We start from the raw sequence: 17353 nt of genomic DNA, 5'->3' as shown, positions 1-17353 counted from the left end.
AGAAAACCAGATACTTATGCTTTTCCACTGCGCTGGAATTTGCATCTGGATTCGATGACCGGCAGCCTCTTAACCTGTTTAAAACCCTGAAACAAGTGAGAAACCGATGAAAGTAGCCATATTTCATGATTATTTCGGAGCAATTGGTGGTGGAGAGAAACTGGTGCTTATGCTGGCAAAATATCTCAATGCCGATGTTATCACTACTGACTTAAACACGGAATCCGTAAAAAAGATGGGCTACTCTGATGTACGCATAATCAGCCTGGGAAAAACCCCAAAAGTGCCTCCTCTGAAGCAGATCTCCGCATCTTTTTACTTTGCAGCCTGTGACTTTTCAAAAGAATATGATTTCTTTATCTTTTCAGGCAACTGGGCACACTTTGCAGCAAAGAAACATAAGCCCAACCTGTACTACTGCCACACTCCTACACGGGCTTTCTATGATCTCTACCATACCTTTCTCAACAGACAATCCTTATTAATTTCAATCTTTTTCCGGATCTGGGTCTGGCTTCACAGGCCAGTTTCGGAATATTACCTTTCTTACGTTTGTAAAATTGCAACTAACTCAAAGAATACCTCAAGAAGAATAAAAAAATACTTTAAAAGGGATGCTCAGGTAATCTATCCTCCCGTGGAAACTTCAAAGTTTACGTGCAGGGAATATGGAAATTTCTGGCTCTCAGTAAACCGCCTTTACCCTGAGAAAAGAGTGGAAATTCAGATCGAGGCATTCAGAAGAATGCCAGATGAAGAACTTGTTATCGTCGGAGGTTACTCTAAAGGCGATCATGCAAAAGGTTATGCGGAAAATATAGTTAAGAACTTACCGCGGAATGTAAAAGTTCTGGGTGAGATTTCGGAAGCTGAACTGCTTGATGCTTACTCCCGCTGTAAAGGTATTATCTGCACTGCTATGGATGAGGATTTCGGGATGACACCTGTGGAGGCTATGGCAAGCGGAAAACCCGTAATAGCCGTAAACGAAGGGGGATTCAAGGAAACAGTAACCGAAGGAACAGGGATCTTTATAAACGCAGATATCCACAGTGTCATAGAAGCTGTTAAATTCATATCTTGCAGACCTAACTCTTATCAGGATGCATGTTTCAACCGAGCTAAAGAATTTGATATTTCCATTTTTACTAAAAAAATAAAAAATGTGATTTGTGATGATCCTGAAGCATTTAAGCGAGTTATATAAATATCGGGAGTTAATCTGGAAACTATCCTGGGGAGAGTTCAAACTCCGATATAAAAATTCCATATTGGGGTACCTCTGGTCCCTTCTTGAACCTCTTTTAATGCTGACAGTCATGTACTTTGTATTTTCCAATCTCATGAAAGTTCAGGTAGAGTATTATCAGCTATTTCTGTTAATGGGCATAATCTTATGGAACTTTCTGAGCAGATCTACAAATATCGGATTGTTTTCTATAGTAGGGAGGCCGGATATGATTAAAAAAATCTATTTCCCAAGAGATATTTTTGTAATCTCATCCTGCATCACAGCTCTACTTATGAGTATCTTTGAATCTGTTGTGTTTTTCATATTTATGGCGTTTTTCAGGGTTCCTTTATCTTCTAATTTATTATATGCACCTTTAATCCTGATTTCTCTTTTCACTCTTGCTCTGGGAGTTTCCCTGACACTCTCAGCGCTCAATGTTTACTATAGGGACGTTCAGTTTATCTGGGACGTACTTATGCAGGCAGGCTTCTTTGCAACCCCTATCCTGTATAGCCTGGACTTCCTGCCTGAAACTATGCAAAAAATTGTTCTTCTCAACCCGATGTCACGGATAATAATATCTGCACGGAATACTGTAATCTATTCTACACCGGCACGCTTTGAAGACCTCCTGTTTATGTTCGCCTCATCAATATTATTCCTCATAATAGGTTATGTCGTCTTTTCCAAACTGGAACCCGGCTTTGCGGAGGAGATTTGATGCATACGATTGAAGTCGAGCATCTCCACAAAATTTTTAAAATACCCCATGAGAAAAGAAATACCGTATTTGAGTCTCTTGTAGGGGCTTTTAGACCTCCGCAATACGAGACTTTCCATGCTCTAAACGACATCAACTTTACGGTAGATGAAGGAGAAGCTCTTGGAATTATCGGAGAAAATGGCAGTGGTAAGAGTACCCTGTTGAAAATCATAGCAAACATTCTACGCCCTACACGAGGGCGCGTAGAAGTGCATAAGAAAATCACTCCTTTCCTTGAACTAGGGGTAGGTTTTCAGCCAAATTTTACGGCTTCTGAAAATGTAAGGACTTATGCAACCATCATGGGGATCTCAAAGCGAGAAATTGAAAGTAAACTTGATGATGTGCTTGAGTTTGCAGGGCTTGAAAAGTTTAGGGATACCAAACTGAAAAATTTCTCTTCAGGCATGCAGGTTAGATTAGCTTTTTCTACAGCGATTCAGACTGACCCTGAAGTGCTTTTGATGGACGAGGTGCTGGCTGTAGGAGATATGGAATTCCAGCAGAAATGTCTCGATGTGCTTAATCAGTATAGAAAAGAAGGAGTGACAATAGTTTTCGTTTCCCATGACCTGGGCGCTGTAAGAAGGTTCTGTGACAAAACTCTTCTTCTCCATAAAGGAGTGCAGGTAGCTCTTGGGGACACAGGAGATGTCATTGACAAATACGTATATGGTGGTAGCACAGAGGAAAGTGAAGAGGCGGTTGAAGCATCTCAGGTCCCGTTAGCCGAAACTGAAACTGAACTTCCTGAAGAAGGGGAGCACAATGAAGCAAATCGCTGGGGCAACCGGAAGGTTGAAATTACTTCCGTAGAGTTTTACGACAAATTCGGCAATAAGAACACTCGTTTTAACTCCTTTGATCCGATGAAAATCAGGATATATTACAAAGCCAATCAGAAAATAGCAGATCCTGTGTTCGGAATTGCTTTGTATTCTGAAAAGGGTGACCATCTTTTCGGTACCAATACCGAACTTAAAAACCTAATAATTGATCACATAGAGGGTTCAGGGCATCTTGATCTGCAAATTGAAAGGATCCCCATGCTTAATGGAAGATTCTTGCTGACAGTAGCCGTGCATACAAGGGACCAGAAACCTTATGACTGGCTGGATAAGCAATACTCCTTTGATGTTATCCCTGTAAGCAGGAATGCCGGAGTTTTCGAGGTAGATTGTAGCTGGAAGTACGAACTTAAGGTGTGAGGCCTATGGATACATCTGAAATCTATGAAGAAGAAATAAATGTTGAGGAAATAATGGAAAAAATCCAGAATGATATCCGCAGCAGAAAGAAAAGTGTTGCAGGTGAGACTGCAGGTAGAGATTACTTCCCTTCTATCCCCGAAACTCCAGATTCAGGTAGTATCCACAGGAATCTTGAGTATATTAAGTCAAACTGGAATATAGAGAACAGTAGCTATTTTATAAGTTCTCATCGCCCCCTTTCAGGCAGGTTCCTTATTAAAGGAAGGGAACTGGTTCACGGAGAGGTCAGGCGTTATGTCGACCCCACTATACGAAAGCAAAACGAATTTAACGAAAGCGTTGCTCACTTACTGGAAAGCCTCATCAACAGGATTATTTCGCTCGATGAGAAAGTTGTGCAGCTCTCTACGGAGTTAGATAATGAAATTTACTCCGAAAATTCAAAACTAAAGTCTGAAATCTCCAGAGAACTCAAAAGTGAAATTCTGGATGTTAAGTCTGATGTTTATGAAAAAATTAACAGAGAAATAACTTCAGTTGTTTCCTCTATAAATCTTGATATTGAAAACAAGGCGTGGTTGAACAGGTTACTGACAGAGAAAATAGAGAATAATAACAGGTTCACGGATAAAAAAGTTGCTACCTCTGAATCTGAAGGACTCTCATTAAATTATTTTCTCTTTGAAGAAAAGTTCCGTGGATCAAGAGATGATATCAAGCAGAGACAAAGTAAATTCCTTGAGTATTTCCGGGGTTGTTCAAACGTTCTGGACATAGGATGCGGCAGAGGGGAGTTTTTAGAACTGCTAAACGGTGAAGGAATTGGAGTAAAAGGTATTGATATCGACGATGATATGGTCGGTTATTGTATATCAAAAGGGTTTGATGTTCAAAAAATTGATGCGATCTTATATCTTGAGCAGCTTCCAGATAAGTCCCTTGATGGTATTTTTATTGACCAGGTCGTTGAACATCTTGAACCCGCTTATCTTGTAAAACTATTGAGGTTATGTTACCAGAAATTGAAATATGGGTATTATCTCTTTGCCGAAACCGTAAATCCACTGTCACTCTACTCCTTTGCCAACTTTTACATAGACCTTACACATATAAAACCCGTACATCCTGAGACACTTAAGTTTCTGTTTGAATCATCGGGTTTTAGAGATATTAAAACTGAGTTTATCTCACCTGTAACGGACGAGTTGAGGTTAAAGAAAATTCAAACCTCGGACGATATGAATGAAAGAGAAAAGGCAGCAGTTGAGGTCTACAACTACAATATCGATCTTCTTAATTACAGGCTATATGGCCCGCAAGACTATGCGATTATAGGCAAAAAATAGGTGAAGAAATGAAGATCGCGGTTGTCACTCCACGGAGTGTTACAGGAGAAAAAGGAGGAGCTGAAAACTTTTATGATGGCTTGGTGGGGGCTCTTAAAAATAAAGGGCACTCGGTCGCCCATATAGAGGTTCCTGTAGATGAGTCCTGTTTTGAGGGAATTCTTGAAGCATACTCTAATTGCTTTTACCTTAACCTTGATGCTTATGATCTTGTCATCTCAACAAAGGCACCCACATACATGATCAGACATAGAAATCATGTCTCATACCTCCTGCATACGATCCGTGTTTTTTATGATATGTTTGATATGGAGTTCAGCTCATCGGATAGGGAAAAGAAAAAACAGAGACGGCTTATCCATGAATTTGATAAATACGGGCTGGCTCCGTCAAGGATAAAAAAACATTTTGTCAATGGAGCTCCGGTATACGAAAGAATGATCGCAGTGGACGATTTCTGGAAGGCTGTTAATTTTGAGGTACTTCATCATCCTCCAAAGATTGAGAATTTTAAAGAGCCGGAAGAAGGCAAGTTCATTTTCTTTCCGACACGGTTGCACCGGTGGAAGCGGCCGGATCTTATAATCAATGCAATGAAGTATGTAAAGAGTGATATCAGGTTGATAATTTCGGGCAGGGGAGAAGATGAAGCTTACTACAGGCAACTGGCAAAACATGATAAGAGAATATCTTTTATCGGCTGGATTAATGACGATCAGCTGGTTGACCTGTATTCGAAGTCTCTTGTCGTTCCTTTTGTTCCAGTTAACGAAGATTATGGCCTGATAACCGTTGAGGCTTTCCAGAGTAAAAAGCCTGTAATTACCTGCTTGGATTCCGGAGAACCTGCAAGAATTGTCGTGGACGAGCTAAGTGGGTTTATTGTTGAGCCTGATCCCCGGGAAATTGCAAAGAAGCTAAACTATTTAGTTGAAAACCCGTCTCATGCCCGGAAAATGGGTGAGGAAGGTTACAGGCTTGTTCAGGAGATCTCCTGGCAGAATGTTATTGACAGGCTCCTTTCTTCAGAAGACAAAATTGATGCTGTTGAGCCTTTGGAGAAGAACGAGTTTTTTCTTCATGAGACCTCAAAAAAAATAAAAGCTCTCGTCACGGATAATCAGATTTTAGATCCGCCCATCGGCGGAGGTAGAGTCAGGATCTATCAACTCTATAAGAACTTTGATCCTGATCTTTTTGACATTACTTACCTTGGTACATTTGACTGGCTGGGACCTGAAGAAAGGGAACAGAAACTTGCCGACAATTTTACTGAGGCACTTGTGCCAATGACCGTTCCCCACATAGCAATCGATAAAATCTTCAGCAGGCTTTGCGGCAGAAAAACGACTTTAGATGTTACAATTCCCCTTTTAATGAAGTTCACTCCCAGATACCAGCAGAAACTATCAGAACTCTGCAGGGAAGCAGACGTTGTTATAGTATCACATCCCTGGGTATATCCTTATGTGAAAGAAGAAATTAAAGTCCTGGACAAGAAACCGCTGCTCATTTACGATTCCCACAATCTGGAATATAATATTAAGAAAGAAATCCTGAATTTCACGAGTATAGGCAGATATCTGGTAAATAACGTGTACAGGGTTGAAAAAGAGCTTTCAAATGACTCTGACCTGATTTTTGTCTGTTCAGACGAAGATTCCAGAGCCTTTTCCGAAATCTATGGAATAGATAGCAAGAAAATCCTTCTGGTTCCGAATGGAGCATCGGTGGACAGTGTGGCTCCTATCAGTTCTGATGAAAAAGAAGCCTTAAAAGCTCATTATGGTTTTGAAGGAAAAGTAACGGCTGTTTTTCTTGCCAGTGGGGGTTATAAACCCAATGATGATGCAGCCGAATATATCTGTAAACAGCTCGCTCCTTCCCTCAAAAATATAACCTTCATTCTTGTCGGAAGTGTGTGTGATAACCTCAAAAGCGAAATTAAAAACTCACTAGGAGAAAACGTAGTCCTGATGGGTGTTGTTAGTTCTGAGGATAAATCAAAAATCTTATTATCTTCCGATATTGCCCTGAATCCTGTGACCCAGGGCTCTGGGACTAACGTCAAGGTGTTCGATTACCTGGCTGCCGGCTTAAATGTAATAACCACTCCTGTAGGTTCAAGAGGAATAAGTTTTACCAACCTTGAGAATGGTGTTATTGCCGAACTGAATGACTTTCAGGCTTCGATTGAAATGTTACTTAATGATCCCCTTCTACGGGAAAAAATCTCTGAAAACGCAAGGTTACTCGCCGAAAAGTACAACTGGAGTGATATCTCAAGGACAGCAGGTGAGAAAATAGTTAACCTGATGGAGAATTCAAAATGAAATATTTGATGGTTTCGACATATCCACCTGAAAAATGTGGGATCGGGACTTATGCCTATCAGATGGTAAAGTTTTTAAGAAACGGTGGCAACGTTGTCGATGTTATTTCTCTTGAAGGCAATGGAGGTGACTTCACACTTAATTTGAAGGGGGGAGCAAACCTTCTCAAGATTCTAAAGTATACAATCTTTTATGATAAGGTAATAATTCAATATCATGAATCCTTTTATTACGAAGAATATAATCGAAAAAACCTTTTTAGGATTTTATGCACTCATCTTTCTTTTTACCTTACCTTTCTGCTCCTGAGAAAAAAGCTTGAGGTTATCGTACACGAATTCCCAAGAACACACAGGCACTCTACAGCCCGGTTTTTAGAAACGATTAAGTGGCGATTATGCCCCAAACTCGTTTTCCATACTCAAAAAGAGGTTGATGACTTTAAGCAATATTATTTTGATTTAACAGGAAAAAATTACGAACTAAGAGCTCCAAATGCATATTTTTACAAATTCAGAGATATTCCTCAGTCTCAGGCAAGACAAGAACTTGGGATTCCTTCCAACGCTGTAATTTTCCTGTGTATTGGATTTATTCAGCCACACAAAGGGTACGATAGGGCTGTCAGGGAGTTCCAGAATATTAACAATAAGAGAATGCATCTTTACGTAGTAGGTTCAATCAGGATCGAGTGGGACATGTATACTTCCTACCTTCAAGAACTGAAACGTATGGCAGCTAAAAATCCTCAGATCCACATTGAGGAAAAATTCCTGTCAGATGAGGATTTTGATACCTGGATCACTGCCAGTGATGTAATACTTATTCCTTACAGGGAGATCTGGAGTTCTGGAGTGCTGGGCAGAGCCAAACTATTTAACAAAAAAGTCATAGCTTCCAATGTTGGAGGATTGGCTGAACAACTTGAGGACAATGATATTCTGTTCAATACTGATGAAGAATTAAGGAAGATTTTTGAGGATTTTTCGGAAAAATTAAGAACCTCATAGTTATAAGAACTCCTGAGGAAATCCTAAAATTCAAATTTACTTTCTGGATAAATCTTAAAATCCTTATTCTTCCCATTAAAGGCTTAAAGGAGCTCCATTTTCTGGACTATTATACTCAATTCCCTGGTGTCATTACTGTTCAGTTCAGGGATATCACACGGTCTTTCCGAACCTTCCCGTACATTGAAATGAATGATATTTTCTCCTTTCCTGAGAGATACAGGTGCCGATACTGTAACATAATCAGGATTTATAGCCTGCGTGTACAGGAGATCTTTTCCGCTATATATTTTCAGTGTTCTTGGACGATGGAAACTGTAGGTCTGGAATTTTAATGTAGCGTTTTTTTCTTCATCCGAATATATTGATAGCGTTGCGTTATCTGACATCCAGCGGGTAGGCGTACCTCCCCAGTCCTCCAGGGGATACCAGCCATCCTTTAAAGCGATTGAATGAAGCAGTTTTTCCTCCTCTTTCTGGACACGATAAACTACAAGCCCGTCTTCCGGGTATACTTCAGGTTCGGTATTAAGTGTTTTTTTCAGTAAATTATTTGCAGAATCCATTTGCTCTCTAGATAACTGGTCCTGGTGAAGAATAACGTATCTTATGTTATTCTTGTTAAGGATGGAAGCCCCTTTTTCTGCAAGGTCTTCCCGTACAATGTCATTCTGATACTGACCGCCATATGTCAGTTCCCTGATAAAAGGAGTATTTTGCTGGAAATTATTTACGTTTTCAGGGTATCTCGCAGCATAACCGCCTACTAGTGGCTTTTTATGAACCGTCTGGTAATATAGATAAGCAAAATTCATATATCCGCCATTTGTATTTGCAGGAAGCTCAAGTAAAGCATAATTTTCATTATCATTCCCAATGGTGCGATAAAACTCTGGAATATCTGCTGAAGAGGTTGGATATGGAATGCAGAGATATTCAAGAATTATGAGGCAGCTTATCACCGTAAAAACGAGTGATTTTTTTCTGATTTTATGTTTTAGCAGTTCAGAAAGACTATACCCTGCAAGCACAGCGTATCCAAGTGTTGCCATTACGAAAAATCTGCCAACTGTCCGGCAGTTATCCAGAAATGGAATGGTTTGATACAATATCTGGTGAGGGAGGGGCAGATTTATACCCTGATTGATGAGCAGCGGCTCTCCATTAAACATCAGAACCGGTCCCAGACTGACTGCTGAAAAGAAAAGGGTGGAAAATAGCCAGAATTTAACATCAGGATCTTTTCTTAATTTTATAAAAGCAAATATGGAAAGTCCAAGCACGGCATAACCTATGAAATTTACTTTTTCAGGGAGCCAACTCGGCACTTTTGAATAAAAATCCAGAGTAAAATCACCCAGAAAAGGATGTAAATGGGAGGGGGTAAAGAAACTCATAAAATCATTTGACAGCTTCAAAATCTCGCTGTAATCCGGCTTCAAAAAATTCTGGCTTGAGAGTGAGATCCGGATTTCATTGAGCGTTAAAGGCAATATTCCTGAAAAGCTAACTATCCCAAAAGCTGCATACTTTTTTGTTATTTCTCCCGTTGAGAGAAAAAACCCCTTATTCAGGTCCAGATTCCTGTAGAAATCATATAAAAGTACGAGTCCTGTAAATATCCCCATAAATACCATATACTGCAGGTCACTCATTGCTACGAGAATGAAAAATGCACCTGCAATAATAGGGTTTTTTATTCCCCCTTCTTTAACTGTTTTTATAAGATACAGAGCACAAAAGGGGATCCACTGGATTGTAGTTGCACCAAAAAAATATAGGCCTCTTGAAAAATGATAAGGGGAGAACGCAAAAACAATCCCTGCAATAAAGGCAGCGTACTTGTTTCCTGTAAGGTATTTTACAAGCAGGTAACACCCGAATGCTCCTGCTATAAATGTTAGCAGCCAGAGAATGGTATAAATGACATGAAGCTCTAAAAAGGGAGATAGCAATAAGTACATTATTTGATTAAATGCTGAAGGGAAGGGCATTGATTCTATGCCGTCCGGGTAAAAAAGCAAATTGTCGTGTGTTAAAGTTGTTAAGTTTGTTTCGAATATAGCTATTTTTGTATACCATAATATTCTCATCCACTGAAAAGAGTCTCCAGCCATTCCCGGAATATCGGTTTTTATCTTAAATGCAACCGGGTAGGTAAATATAACCGTTAGAAAAACATATAGTGCTAAAACCGAACTATACTCACGTAGCTTGTTAAAATCTTTATAATTTAATTTTCTGGATTCAATAAATTTCTTAATTTCTATAGTATATCCCCCCTGCTTTCTGAGTTTTGTTATGTTTTTGCCCATGAAATCAAGCTCTAATTAAGATAATTTTTAGGGTAATTCCTTTTCAATTAGTTCTAATTAAGATAATTTCTTTTCAATTCCACTTCATAATGTCCAGCTCGCAGGTTTCCTGCCAGTGTACTCATCGATTTTTATTTCTTGCACAGCACCATTGTCCAGGGGAAGGGTTTTCGGGTCTCTAAAATTTTAAAATACTTTCTTAGTAATTTCACAAATTCTTCCGAACTCCAGTTCTGAACGTGTTCGATATCATTCCCAAACCGCGTTAGATTCTTCCCTCTTAAGAAGTTCATTATGCGGAAATAAGGCTCATTAGGTACGCTGAATACACAGTAGTTTCTTGAGACCCTCCTGATTTCCTGAATAGCTCTTTCCGGTTCTTCGAGATGTTCCAGAACCTCGGTTGCTATAGCAAGGTCAAAACTATCGTTTTTGAATGAAAGTTCGTACACGCTTCCTGCACACAAATTAGAGTTCAGGTTTTTATCCCTTGCAAGCTTAAGTGCGCTTTTAGAGATATCCACGCCTGTAATATCAGGAAAGTCAAGACAGTTAATGATAAATCCTTCCCCACAGCCGATATCAATGACTTTATTTATATTCTCCAGTGGAGTTACAGCAGCTTTTAAATTTTCAATAAAATTTGATATAACCATCCCCATTAATGGATTTTTGGAATTATATTTTTTGTAGTTTCCACTTTGAAAATTTTCGTTGATCGGTATCTCCGCCTGGTCCACTTTATCTCCCTCAGAATTCAATCTAACCCTACCTGGATTATAATATCAGTTTCTTTACTTTGTTTTCTTTCAGTGATTATAAATTATTTTTAGGTAATACTTTATTACATTGCTTTAATAGTTATTCCCAGATACTGTTTTATTTCCAGATCCTGTTTTAATAATTCTTAATGATCCACCTGAAGCAAGTTTTTTATTTTTATAATTAATGGATACGGTTTTTCAGTACCGTTTTTTTAGAGTGAGCAGGAATCCAAAAAGTGCCGGGGATAGGGATGTTAAAAAATAAAGAATTACAGGACAGGAAAATCCGTATGCTAAGTTTTCGCCCAGCAGATTGAAGATTGTGACACTTATAAATTCTCGAATTCCAAATCCGGATATTGATATAGGGAAATTGCCCAGAACTACGATTATTGGCAGTGAAAAAGCAAGAATATTATTTAAAGCCGGGCTTAATGATTTTATTACTATCCAGTATACAACCAAGTTTACCAGATAATATCCTAAAGTTAATAAGAAAACCTTGGAAAGAACTTTTTTATTTTTAATGATTTCCCTCATTGTTTTTATATAATTTTCCTTGTATTCTTTGTTCTTAAAAAACATCCTAAAAAACAGAGAAACTGCTTTTTCATTTGTAATAATGACTATTCCGACAGCGGAAAATGACATCATAAATGTCATGAGATAGATTAAATTCCTATCTTTAAAAAAGAAAGCTATTGCAAGCGCACTTAAAAACATCAGGCAGATAACGTCTATTATCCGGTCCATTATTATGGTTGGTATGCTTCTTGATTTCTCAGAGTCCAGATAAAAAGCCCTTGAGACTTCACCTGTCCTGCCCGGAGTAAGAGCCCCGTAAAATGTGCCTATTAGAATGATTTCAAGAGATCTGAGAATCGGAATCCTGATGTCTATGCAGTTAAGCAAAGTTTGCCACTTTCTAGCTTTCATTAAGTACATGAGAACTACAAGAGGCAGGGAAAAGGAGAGCAAAACTAGATTCATTTCAGTAAAAACTTCATAAATGGCTTTTACATCTAGCTTACTTAAAAGATACCATAGCAGCCCCAGGCTAACTGTGAATTTACCTGCCGTTTTCCAGTTCATAGCTATCAAACTTTATAATGTAGTCATCATTGTTTCTGGAGTTTGTGATCAGTTCTCCGATCAATCCAAGGGAAATAAATTGGGCTCCTATTACTGTAAGCAGTATCCCCAGCATAAGAAGAGGCCTATCCCCTATCCCTGTACCTGTGACCCATAGCGAGAAAAGGTATATAGAAATAACTATCCCTGAAAAACCCAGTACCAGACCTATGCCGCCGAACACATGCAGAGGCCTTTTCTTATACAGCATTAAAAAAGTGACTGTCATCAGGTCAAGGCAACCTTTCAATAGTCTTTCGGCTCCGTACTTCGATTTTCCGTGGATTCTAGGATGATGCTCGACCTCTATTTCCCCTACAGTATAACCTCTCCAGTGAGCTAGAGCCGGAATATAACGATGAAACTCTCCATATAAATTTATATTTTTTACAACCTCTTTTCGGTATCCTTTGTATCCGCAGTTAAAATCATTAATTTTTACTCCTGTGATAAATCGGGTTAATTTATTGAAGCATTTTGAGGGAAGAGTTTTTGATAAGGGATCCTGTCTTTTGACCTTCCAGCCGGAAACCATATCAAATTCTTTTAATTTCTCAAGGAATCTTGGAATTTCTTTGGGGTCATCCTGCAGATCTCCATCCATAGTAATAACATACTCTCCTCTCGATTTCTTAAACCCACAAGAGAGAGCTGCAGCTTTTCCGTAGTTCCGCTGAAATCTCAGAATTCTTATATTACTGTCCTGAATCGATTTTATTGTCTCGAATGTATTGTCAGTCGAGCCATCATCTACAAAAATTATCTCATATCTTTTATCCAGTACCGAAAGAACACAGCACAATTTCTCGTAAAGTTCAAGTATGTTTTCTTCTTCATTGTAAACCGGGATTATTATCGAGAGATCAAGTTTGTTCGATATGTAATCATTCTGGATAGTATAAGCGTCTGGAAAATAAGCTGGATATCCTATTGTATAGATCCCTCGATTCTCTAATTGACCTCTCGAACCGTACGTAACATTTCCTCCACATACTTGAAAAGTATCAATGATATAATTGCTCCTAAGTGGCATCTGAAATATGATAAGTTTTTAATAGTCCAGACTGCCATGAATACCCTGAAACAGCTGTCTAGCTTACTGAGACATGGGATATTTATTTAATACTTTTCCATACCCCACTAAATAATAGGAGTAGAGATTTAATTACTTTTCTTATAAAAGTTAGATTTTATTTATTTTTTTATAGAAGTATAATAAATTAAATTACTAAATAAGTAAAGTCAGATCACTAAATATGTAAAATTAGTTTACTTAGGTATTGATTGTCTCTCCTCGGAACAACGAACTTCTTACAGCTTTCCTGAGATTCCTTATCCTTTTGAAAAAAAGACTCTTATTTTAGGGGTTTTTTCATATAACCTTCATAAACTAAACAAATTTCCTTAATTATTTTCTCCCAATCATAATTTTCAGCTTTTCGAAGTGCAGCTTCTGAAATCTTTCTATAGTCCTGGTTTTTCCCGATTATTTTATGCAAAGCCTTCGCAATTTCTCCCTCTGTAGGCTCCACAGCAAATCCATCCACTCCATTTTCAACCAGCCCCTGCGCAGCATTGTACTTCGCTCTTACCGTCACTACTGGCACTCCGCAGGCAAAAGCCTCGATAACCACCATCCCGAACCCCTCCCGGCTTGAAGGCAGCACAAGCACCTTTGAAGCCCTGATTTTTCCTATCAACGCCCCATACTCCTGGAAACCTGCAAACTCTACATTTCTGTAAATTCCGGTTCTCTTTGCAAGCTCTACAAGTGCTGCCTTCTCTGGTCCGTCGCCTACAATACAGCACCTGATCTCCGGAAAATCGGCTTTAAGAAGTGCTACAGCTTTAATCAGCAGGTCGACATTTTTTTCTTTTATAAGGCGGCCTGCAAAAATAACGTCATATTTTTTATTTTCAAAATCTGAGTGAACTTTTCCACCTTCGGGCTCAATTTCGGAAACTCTTTTAAGGTCGATCCCGTTGGAGATTACCGTAATTCTCTCTCGCGGAACCCCCAGTGCTTCAAGCCTGTCCTTAGTCCAGCCTGAAACTGCAATATTATTTTCAGATAATTTTGAGGTCATTTTTTCGACTATCCATCCGAAAAAACCTGCTTTTCCCAGGTACTCGTACCAGTAATCATCCCATACCTCATGCCAGGTAAGCACTAATCGGGTTTTTTTCAGGACTGAGACTGCTTTTGCGGTGAAACAGGAAAAATAGGGAAAGACACTCACATCTATAAGGTCAAAGTTTTCTTTCCTGAGTTCCGGGAACAGTTTAGCAGCAAAGATTATTGCCTCGGAAATTGAACGCCTGCCGTTTACATACAGATTTCGGGCTTTACAGACTCCGTGAAGGATAATGCCTTCATATTCAAAGGTATCTTCGCCTTCCCACCATTTAATTCCGAAAATATGTACTTCGTGCCCCCTGTCCAGGAGCCGCTTCCCCAGCTCATGGATACGCATTTCTGCGCCGCCTTTGACCCATGGATAGACAGCATCGTACACAAAGGCAATTTTCATCTCATCACTTACCAGTCCGTGTCCACTTCAAGGAGCATTACGCTCAGGACAATTGCCGAGAAAATCATCTGTAGACCGATAAAAGCAAAAACCATTGAAATCACTGCACTTCTCACTTCCGAGAGAGACCCATACCCTGAGCTGATCCAGGTGTATACTACTTTCAGTCCTAACAGTAAGCCTGCCCCAAGAATAAGTGAACCTGCAAGCAATTCCTTTTCAAGGGAATGGTAATTCAACCAGCTTGGAGTACCGCCTTTATTCTTAGGGTATACGCCGCGGATAATGCCGTACGTTTTCATATAGCCGCCGGTAGACAGTGTCTGTCCTCCGAAGATCAGAAGCATACAACCCAGAATAAAAGAATGCAGCCTGTTCTCTGCCGCATCCCCGCTAAGCAGGAGGGAACCGGTTATCAGGACTCCGAGCGCAAAAACTACGGCTCCAGGCAGAAAGAGAAATGGCAGGGGGCGGTACAGCATCATAAATCTCACATGCCTCCATCCGTCCTGAAATGAACGCAGTTTGGAAGGAGCCTGGCGGGAGTAATAGGTTATGGGGACTTCTTTAATCCTCAACCTGCATTTTGCAGCTTCGATCACCATTTCGGATGCAAGCTCCATGCCACGTGTCTTAAGATTCATTTTCTCTAGCGCTTCTTTTGTAAAAGCTCGCATCCCACAGTGAGCGTCCGAAATTCTCGTCCCGAACAGGAAATTCAGCATTGCTGTCAGGAAGGGATTGCCTATATACTGGTGCAGCCAGGGCATAGCTCCTTTTTTGATATCGCCTTTAAGTCGCGTGCCCATTATAAAATCCGCTTCTCCTGCCATAAGAGGGTCAAGGAATCTATCAAGCTCAAGCAGGTCATATGTATTGTCGGCATCTGCAATCGCAATATAATCCCCTTTTGCTTCGGCTAGCCCTTTAAGGTAAGCATTTCCATATCCTTTTATCGGGCCTATTACCTTTGCACCCATTGAAGCTGCAATCTCTGCGGTTCTATCAGAAGAGTTGTCAGCAACTATTATCTCCCCTTCTATGCCATATTTTTTGAATATAGACTGAGCTTTCTCTATACAGATACGGATTGTTTCTTCCTCATTCATGGAAGGCATTACGATAGAAAGAGAGGGCATGTCCAGCCTATACAGCATATATCCTAATAACTATTTTGATACGTATTATTTATCAGGAATTTGTACTCTAAAATTTATTTTTTAAATTGCCCTCGGGCATGGTAAATAAAGTAAAGCAGGAATAGAGAATCGAAAATCAGGAATGCAAATCAGATATCAAGATATGAGCTAAGGGTAAGGAAACAAAGCCAGGAATAGAAAGTCAACTTTTGCCAACAAGCTATATAAGGCATCAGAATATATTTTTAAGAAAGGATTCAGGTTTTTCCGCGGATTATCAACTGACATCACTATAGTTGAGACCGCTTTGTCTGTATTTCAATTAATTTAATGGGGGACTTTAATGGTTAAGGTAAGCGTGGTATTCCATAGTATTTATGGTCACATTTACAAAATGGCAGAAGCTGTAGCTGAAGGAGCAAGAGAGGTTGAAGGAGCCGAAGTAGAGATTTATCAGGTGCCTGAAACTCTACCTTATGAGGTTCTGGAAAAGATGGGGGCAATTGAAACAAAAAATCTCTTTGCCCATATTCCTGTACTGACCAGAAGCATGTACGAAGACGTACTTGCAGGTGCAGATGCCATTATTTTTGGGGCGCCAACACGTTATGGGAATATGTCTGCTCAGATGCGTACGGTTTTTGACGGCCTTGGAGGGTTATGGGCCAAAAATGCTTTTGTTGGAAAGGTAGGGAGCGCCTTTACTTCCAGTCAGACGCAGCATGGAGGTCAGGAATCCACACTCCTCACTACTTATGTAACCCTTTTCCATCTAGGAATGGTCATTGTCGGGCTTCCTTATTCTGAAACCCGGCAGATGAGAATGGATGAAATTACAGGCGGCAGCCCATACGGAGTTACAACGATTGCAGGAGAGAATAACACCCGCCAGCCTTCAGAAAATGAGCTTGCGATGGCTCGCTATCAGGGCAAGCTTGTAGCCCAGACAGCAAAAAAACTGGCTGGAAAATAAATAAACCCTGGAAAATAAAAAGCTTGGAAAACATCCCCCTTTGCAGGGTGTTCTCCATATTTTTAATCTCTTTTACAAATGATCGACCAAACCCGGGAAGGTTATACCTCTGGACTCAATATCCTGAGCTCTTGTCAGGCACGCCATAGTACAATAAGTTGCCTTTTCCTCAGCTTTTCTAAGGACAAAGAATTCTTTCCCACAAACGGGGCATGCTTTTTTCACGTAAGACATTATAAACACGCATTCTATGTATGTGAGTCTTTTAATATTCGTTTTTATAAGCCATCTAGTAAGATAACGCAATAAAATATAAACTTTCTTATTAAATTTGTATATATTCTTAATAAGAAATTAAATTGATTTTGCGGGAAAATCTAATTTCATTTTAAAAAAATGTTATATAAAATGCATATCTCCCCTTGGGTTCAATTGAGCTGATAATAATTCTAAATATTAACTCGACAGTTAAAATTATTTCTAGCTAACATTTTGATAAATCTGACAGGGATAAAATTCAGTTCCCACTGGAATTCCTTATACTAAACTATTTGTGGTAATACATTCATCTCTCGTGAAAGATTATATTTAAAAAATGATTCA

General features: G+C 39.4%; 14 protein-coding genes. 7 read left to right on the top strand and 7 right to left on the bottom strand.

Features of this window, described 5'->3' with window-relative positions; genetic code table 11:
- Window positions 1-106 precede the first annotated feature (106 nt).
- Genes AOB57_RS03055 through AOB57_RS03030 form a run of 6 tightly spaced genes read left to right on the top strand, consistent with a single transcriptional unit; the run spans window position 107 to window position 7897 of the window.
- On the top strand, window positions 107-1207 hold the full coding sequence (locus tag AOB57_RS03055) for a glycosyltransferase (protein ID WP_054298577.1): 1101 nt from the start codon (window positions 107-109) through the stop codon (window positions 1205-1207).
- Window positions 1176-1955, top strand: a complete 780-nt coding sequence (locus AOB57_RS03050; RefSeq protein ID WP_054298576.1) for an ABC transporter permease — start codon at window positions 1176-1178, stop codon at window positions 1953-1955. The genes AOB57_RS03055 and AOB57_RS03050 overlap by 32 nt, the downstream gene beginning before the upstream one ends.
- The gene (locus tag AOB57_RS03045; RefSeq protein ID WP_054298575.1) at window positions 1955-3205 is read left to right on the top strand and encodes an ABC transporter ATP-binding protein; all 1251 of its coding nucleotides are present in this window, start codon (window positions 1955-1957) and stop codon (window positions 3203-3205) included. The genes AOB57_RS03050 and AOB57_RS03045 overlap by 1 nt, the downstream gene beginning before the upstream one ends.
- Before the next feature lie 5 nt (window positions 3206-3210).
- A complete protein-coding gene (locus AOB57_RS03040) occupies window positions 3211-4554 on the top strand; it encodes a class I SAM-dependent methyltransferase (RefSeq protein WP_054298574.1) in 1344 nt (447 codons plus the stop codon).
- A gap of 8 nt (window positions 4555-4562) precedes the next feature.
- Entirely contained in the window at window positions 4563-6887 is a 2325-nt protein-coding gene (locus AOB57_RS03035; RefSeq protein WP_054298573.1) for a glycosyltransferase family 4 protein, read from the top strand.
- A complete protein-coding gene (locus AOB57_RS03030; RefSeq protein ID WP_054298572.1) occupies window positions 6884-7897 on the top strand; it encodes a glycosyltransferase family 4 protein in 1014 nt (337 codons plus the stop codon). The genes AOB57_RS03035 and AOB57_RS03030 overlap by 4 nt, the downstream gene beginning before the upstream one ends.
- A gap of 83 nt (window positions 7898-7980) precedes the next feature.
- Here the strand turns inward: AOB57_RS03030 and AOB57_RS03025 are convergent, their stop codons facing one another.
- The 6 genes from AOB57_RS03025 to AOB57_RS03000 form a co-directional block, all read right to left on the bottom strand.
- Window positions 7981-9861, bottom strand: coding sequence for a hypothetical protein (locus tag AOB57_RS03025; protein ID WP_226999618.1), 1881 nt, complete (start codon window positions 9859-9861; stop codon window positions 7981-7983).
- Window positions 9862-10343: 482 nt separating this feature from the next.
- Window positions 10344-10952, bottom strand: coding sequence for a class I SAM-dependent methyltransferase (locus AOB57_RS03020; protein ID WP_226999617.1), 609 nt, complete (start codon window positions 10950-10952; stop codon window positions 10344-10346).
- Window positions 10953-11174: 222 nt separating this feature from the next.
- Window positions 11175-12068, bottom strand: a complete 894-nt coding sequence (locus AOB57_RS03015) for a lysylphosphatidylglycerol synthase transmembrane domain-containing protein (RefSeq protein WP_054298570.1) — start codon at window positions 12066-12068, stop codon at window positions 11175-11177.
- Complete coding sequence (locus AOB57_RS03010; RefSeq protein ID WP_226999616.1) at window positions 12046-13140, bottom strand: glycosyltransferase family 2 protein; 1095 nt, start codon at window positions 13138-13140, stop codon at window positions 12046-12048. The genes AOB57_RS03015 and AOB57_RS03010 overlap by 23 nt, the downstream gene beginning before the upstream one ends.
- A gap of 322 nt (window positions 13141-13462) precedes the next feature.
- Complete coding sequence (locus AOB57_RS03005) at window positions 13463-14638, bottom strand: glycosyltransferase family 4 protein (protein WP_054298569.1); 1176 nt, start codon at window positions 14636-14638, stop codon at window positions 13463-13465.
- Between the two features lie 8 nt (window positions 14639-14646).
- Complete coding sequence (locus AOB57_RS03000; RefSeq protein ID WP_054298568.1) at window positions 14647-15795, bottom strand: glycosyltransferase family 2 protein; 1149 nt, start codon at window positions 15793-15795, stop codon at window positions 14647-14649.
- A gap of 325 nt (window positions 15796-16120) precedes the next feature.
- Between AOB57_RS03000 and wrbA the strand changes: the two genes are divergently transcribed.
- A complete protein-coding gene (wrbA, locus tag AOB57_RS02995) occupies window positions 16121-16750 on the top strand; it encodes an NAD(P)H:quinone oxidoreductase type IV (RefSeq protein ID WP_054298567.1) in 630 nt (209 codons plus the stop codon).
- 72 nt (window positions 16751-16822) lie between these two features.
- On the opposite strand, the gene AOB57_RS02990 is transcribed toward wrbA, so the two are convergent.
- The gene (locus tag AOB57_RS02990; protein WP_167829483.1) at window positions 16823-16975 is read right to left on the bottom strand and encodes a hypothetical protein; all 153 of its coding nucleotides are present in this window, start codon (window positions 16973-16975) and stop codon (window positions 16823-16825) included.
- Between the last annotated feature and the right edge of the window lie 378 nt (window positions 16976-17353).

This window comes from Methanosarcina flavescens, from assembly GCF_001304615.2.
Lineage (GTDB): Archaea > Halobacteriota > Methanosarcinia > Methanosarcinales > Methanosarcinaceae > Methanosarcina > Methanosarcina flavescens.
Note: the sequence above shows the minus strand (reverse complement) of the source record. Positions and strands in the feature narration are given on the sequence as shown.

What these genes read in the sequence shown, in the direction of transcription:
- AOB57_RS03055 (WP_054298577.1), top strand. Translation starts at nt 107, where the DNA reads ATGAAAGTAGCCATATTTCATGATTATTTCGGAGCAATTGGTGGTGGA.
- AOB57_RS03050 (WP_054298576.1), top strand. Translation starts at nt 1,176, where the DNA reads ATGATCCTGAAGCATTTAAGCGAGTTATATAAATATCGGGAGTTAATC.
- AOB57_RS03045 (WP_054298575.1), top strand. Translation starts at nt 1,955, where the DNA reads ATGCATACGATTGAAGTCGAGCATCTCCACAAAATTTTTAAAATACCC.
- AOB57_RS03040 (WP_054298574.1), top strand. Translation starts at nt 3,211, where the DNA reads ATGGATACATCTGAAATCTATGAAGAAGAAATAAATGTTGAGGAAATA.
- AOB57_RS03035 (WP_054298573.1), top strand. Translation starts at nt 4,563, where the DNA reads ATGAAGATCGCGGTTGTCACTCCACGGAGTGTTACAGGAGAAAAAGGA.
- AOB57_RS03030 (WP_054298572.1), top strand. Translation starts at nt 6,884, where the DNA reads ATGAAATATTTGATGGTTTCGACATATCCACCTGAAAAATGTGGGATC.
- AOB57_RS03025 (WP_226999618.1), bottom strand. Translation starts at nt 9,861, where the DNA reads ATGTACTTATTGCTATCTCCCTTTTTAGAGCTTCATGTCATTTATACC.
- AOB57_RS03015 (WP_054298570.1), bottom strand. Translation starts at nt 12,068, where the DNA reads ATGAACTGGAAAACGGCAGGTAAATTCACAGTTAGCCTGGGGCTGCTA.
- AOB57_RS03010 (WP_226999616.1), bottom strand. Translation starts at nt 13,140, where the DNA reads ATGCCACTTAGGAGCAATTATATCATTGATACTTTTCAAGTATGTGGA.
- AOB57_RS03005 (WP_054298569.1), bottom strand. Translation starts at nt 14,638, where the DNA reads ATGAAAATTGCCTTTGTGTACGATGCTGTCTATCCATGGGTCAAAGGC.
- AOB57_RS03000 (WP_054298568.1), bottom strand. Translation starts at nt 15,795, where the DNA reads ATGCTGTATAGGCTGGACATGCCCTCTCTTTCTATCGTAATGCCTTCC.
- wrbA (WP_054298567.1), top strand. Translation starts at nt 16,121, where the DNA reads ATGGTTAAGGTAAGCGTGGTATTCCATAGTATTTATGGTCACATTTAC.